Annotated in this window: 5 protein-coding genes and 1 pseudogene; 4 read left to right on the top strand and 2 right to left on the bottom strand. The window is 43.1% G+C overall.

Annotated elements, in window-relative coordinates; translation table 11 throughout:
* Positions 1–311: 311 nt before the first annotated feature.
* The 3 genes from E0D98_RS22455 to E0D98_RS22445 all read left to right on the top strand — a co-directional run bounded on the left by E0D98_RS22455 (position 312) and on the right by E0D98_RS22445 (position 1629).
* Complete coding sequence (locus E0D98_RS22455) at positions 312–491, top strand: general stress protein (RefSeq protein WP_000807651.1); 180 nt, start codon at positions 312–314, stop codon at positions 489–491.
* Positions 492–576: 85 nt separating this feature from the next.
* On the top strand, positions 577–1077 hold the full coding sequence (locus tag E0D98_RS22450) for a ferritin-like domain-containing protein (protein ID WP_001056491.1): 501 nt from the start codon (positions 577–579) through the stop codon (positions 1075–1077).
* 45 nt (positions 1078–1122) lie between these two features.
* Complete coding sequence (locus E0D98_RS22445; RefSeq protein ID WP_001079509.1) at positions 1123–1629, top strand: ferritin-like domain-containing protein; 507 nt, start codon at positions 1123–1125, stop codon at positions 1627–1629.
* A gap of 59 nt (positions 1630–1688) precedes the next feature.
* Here the strand turns inward: E0D98_RS22445 and E0D98_RS22440 are convergent.
* Positions 1689–1814: pseudogene (locus E0D98_RS22440) on the bottom strand (OmpW family outer membrane protein); the annotation flags it as partial.
* 461 nt (positions 1815–2275) lie between these two features.
* Here E0D98_RS22440 and E0D98_RS22435 point away from each other — a divergent pair.
* Positions 2276–2836 carry an ORF6N domain-containing protein gene (locus tag E0D98_RS22435; protein WP_000211405.1) on the top strand — a complete coding sequence of 187 codons (561 nt, stop codon included), beginning with the start codon at positions 2276–2278 and terminating at the stop codon, positions 2834–2836.
* A gap of 407 nt (positions 2837–3243) precedes the next feature.
* On the opposite strand, the gene E0D98_RS22425 is transcribed toward E0D98_RS22435, so the two are convergent.
* Positions 3244–3480 (bottom strand): DUF4376 domain-containing protein (locus E0D98_RS22425; protein WP_122994757.1); only part of this gene is annotated, 237 nt, incomplete at its 5' end.

Genomic DNA, 3480 nt, shown 5'->3' with positions numbered 1-3480 from the left:
ATTTAATATTTATCTTTTTACCGTTTCGCTTACCCCGGTCGAACGTCAACTTACGTCATTTTTCCGCCCAACAGTAATATAATCAAACAAATTAATCCCGCAACATAACACCAGTAAAATCAATAATTTTCTCTAAGTCACTTATTCCTCAGGTAATTGTTAATATATCCAGAATGTTCCTCAAAATATATTTTCCCTCTATCTTCTCGTTGCACTTAATTTGACTAATCCTCATTAGCGACTAATTTTAATGAGTGTCGACACACAACACTCATATTAATGAAACAATGCAACGCAACGGGAGAAATAACATGGCCGAACATCGTGGTGGTTCAGGAAATTTCGCCGAAGACCGTGAGAAGGCATCCGACGCAGGCCGTAAAGGCGGTCAGCATAGCGGCGGTAATTTTAAAAATGATCCGCAACGCGCATCTGAAGCGGGTAAAAAAGGCGGTCAACAAAGCGGTGGTAATAAATCAGGCAAATCCTGATTCACCGTTAATTATTAATATCAGCTGATAAAGATAATTGCATCTGCGGGCCGTATGGCTCGCAGTGATTTCACTGGAGAAAAATATGAATATGAAGACCATTGAAGATGTATTTATTCACCTGCTTTCAGATACCTACAGCGCAGAAAAACAATTAACCCGGGCACTGGCAAAACTCGCAAGAGCAACATCAAATGAAAAATTAAGTCAGGCTTTTCATGCGCACCTCGAGGAAACTCATGGACAGATTGAACGTATTGATCAAGTTGTGGAGTCCGAATCGAACCTGAAAATTAAGCGCATGAAATGTGTGGCAATGGAAGGTCTTATTGAAGAAGCTAATGAGGTCATCGAAAGTACCGAGAAAAACGAAGTGCGTGATGCCGCACTGATTGCCGCAGCACAGAAAGTCGAGCATTATGAGATTGCCAGTTACGGGACATTAGCGACGCTGGCTGAACAATTAGGTTACCGTAAAGCAGCGAAGCTTCTGAAAGAAACCCTGGAAGAAGAAAAGGCCACCGACATCAAACTGACTGATCTGGCCCTTAATAACGTAAATAAGAAAGCCGAAAATAAAGCCTGAAATATGAATTTTAACTTTTAGTCATTTTATAAAGAGGACATTTTCATGAATCGTATTGAACATTATCATGACTGGTTACGTGACGCCCACGCAATGGAAAAGCAAGCCGAATCTATGCTTGAATCCATGGCCAGCCGTATAGATAATTATCCTGAACTACGCGCTCGTATTGAACAACATCTTAGTGAAACCAAAAACCAGATTGTTCAACTGGAAACTATTCTTGATCGTAATGACATTTCACGTTCAGTCATTAAAGATTCCATGAGTAAAATGGCTGCGCTTGGGCAGTCAATCGGTGGTATATTCCCTTCTGATGAAATAGTTAAAGGCTCTATTAGCGGATATGTCTTCGAGCAATTTGAAATCGCCTGTTACACCTCACTATTAGCAGCAGCAAAAAATGCCGGTGATACAGTCTCAATTCCGATCATCGAAGCGATTTTAAATGAGGAAAAGCAAATGGCCGACTGGCTGATTCAGCATATTCCGCAAACAACTGAGAAATTTTTAATTCGTTCTGAAACTGATGGCGTAGAAGCGAAGAAATAATACCCTTTATACCATGTCCTTATTGACCCCGTATATTACGGGGTCGTTTTTGTGCGGAATTAAAAACGATATCCTGCTGAGAACATAAACACCCACGGATCGAGGCGTACGCTATCGTGTTGCTGTGCACCGCCTAGCTTATAATTGGCGGTGGTATCGATATCCATGTACCACACTGGCAGGTTTTAAAAAATGCAATAACATATTGTATCTGAAAGAAAAAACAGGATTTTGAGATGCTTTTTTATACCGTTTTTCCGTGTTTTTAACTGCCTGATTTTATTGAGATCTTTTTTAGTTTTGCAGAGAGTTTTTTTGCTCGATTGCTTTAATTTTATACATTCCTGATAACGGAAATTTTTTTACCCGTTGACAGTTTTTATCCTCCGGGGCTATATTTCCAACGCGTCAGCAAAATCTGGCGTCGGGATTGGAACCCCGGATGTTTACGGAGCGATATGAGACGCGCCCGCGTCTTTTTTCATATCGTTTGCACAGTCACATTCGCGATTTATGGCGGGCTGTGTGGGGGAGCCGAAAGGCTCGCCGGTTTCCGTACCCGGTAGTTCCAACCCCGCACAGTTCGCCACCATGATGATTGGAACCTGAAGGTGGCGATAATTTTCAAATGTACGGAGTTATCGTTATGACCACTCAAATTTCTGTCGACACTCTTCCTGCAATCACCCACAACCAGATCCCCGTTATTACAACTGAACTTCTGGCGCAGTTATACGGAACAAAAATCAAAAACATTTCTGATAACTTTCTGAACAACACGACGCGATTCGTGGTAGGAAAGCATTACTTTAAAATTGAAAAAAACGAATTACGCGAGTTTAAGAACAGACCCGAAACAATCGGGTTAGTTGGTAAAAATGCCCGCTCCCTTATCCTCTGGACAGAACGTGGCGCTGCCCGCCATGCAAAAATGCTCGAAACCGATCAGGCGTGGGAAGTGTTCGAAAAACTGGAAGACTGTTATTTCAGCCATAAACAACCACCAGCAACACAAAACTCCCCCACCCCAAATGATGGATGCGCATTACTGATCCACTTTGATAAACACGGTCAGGTAGAGTTCACAGAAAAAGTCCCCGCCGATGCGATGGTATGCACTCTGGAGCGGTTTAAATTTTATCTGGAGCAACACGGCTGGATCGTTGCCCGTAAAGAACAACTGGTAGAACGGTTGATGCGGTTTTAATGATTGCAAAACCCCGGATGATCACTGGGGTTAATTTTATCAAGCGTGATTGCCGCTAATCGCCCTCTCTCTGATTGAGCGTAAATCATCCAGGTTATGCAGTTCTTCCTGGACGTAATTGTCACAGGCTCCAGCAATGATAGACTCTCAATTTTAAGAGCCGTAGATAAAGAGCCTGCACATACGTTCATTAAGCAAACGCTTCAAAATGTCTGGGAAAAAATACGGACTTCCGAAAATCTGAAAAATCATCCATATCAACAGGATGCACGAAAAATGAGAGTTCCGTCACTTCCGGAATTAACTTTTCCGTGGCACTATTTACCCGGCATAGTGTATATCTTCACAATAATGACATAATCAACGCAGTTCATGGGGGAGGTGATGGTCCCCCATCTTTTTGTCTGTTATTCCTGTGCCCAGCCAACCCTGTATACCAGGATCTCATCCGCACTGCTCAGCGATTCCAGGTCCTTCTTCATGGTGCGCTGGCGAATGTGGATTTCCATCCCTTTGCTGAACATCGCCTGCTCTGCCGCTTCACTCAGCGCAATAAGCTCTTCTGCTGTCACCTGTACATCATTGTTTTCCGCATCCGTCCAGAAAAACGCCTCCGGCAGTTTCCCCGCTTTCGCTGCCGCCAC

This window comes from Escherichia sp. KCJ4928 (assembly GCF_004352695.1).
In the GTDB taxonomy this organism is placed as follows: domain Bacteria; phylum Pseudomonadota; class Gammaproteobacteria; order Enterobacterales; family Enterobacteriaceae; genus ECMA0423.
Note: the sequence above shows the minus strand (reverse complement) of the source record. Positions and strands in the feature narration are given on the sequence as shown.

Bases quoted from the DNA above. Each gene is read 5' to 3' on its own strand.
- E0D98_RS22455 (WP_000807651.1), top strand. From the start codon at position 312: ATGGCCGAACATCGTGGTGGTTCAGGAAATTTCGCCGAAGACCGTGAG.
- E0D98_RS22450 (WP_001056491.1), top strand. From the start codon at position 577: ATGAATATGAAGACCATTGAAGATGTATTTATTCACCTGCTTTCAGAT.
- E0D98_RS22445 (WP_001079509.1), top strand. From the start codon at position 1,123: ATGAATCGTATTGAACATTATCATGACTGGTTACGTGACGCCCACGCA.
- E0D98_RS22435 (WP_000211405.1), top strand. From the start codon at position 2,276: ATGACCACTCAAATTTCTGTCGACACTCTTCCTGCAATCACCCACAAC.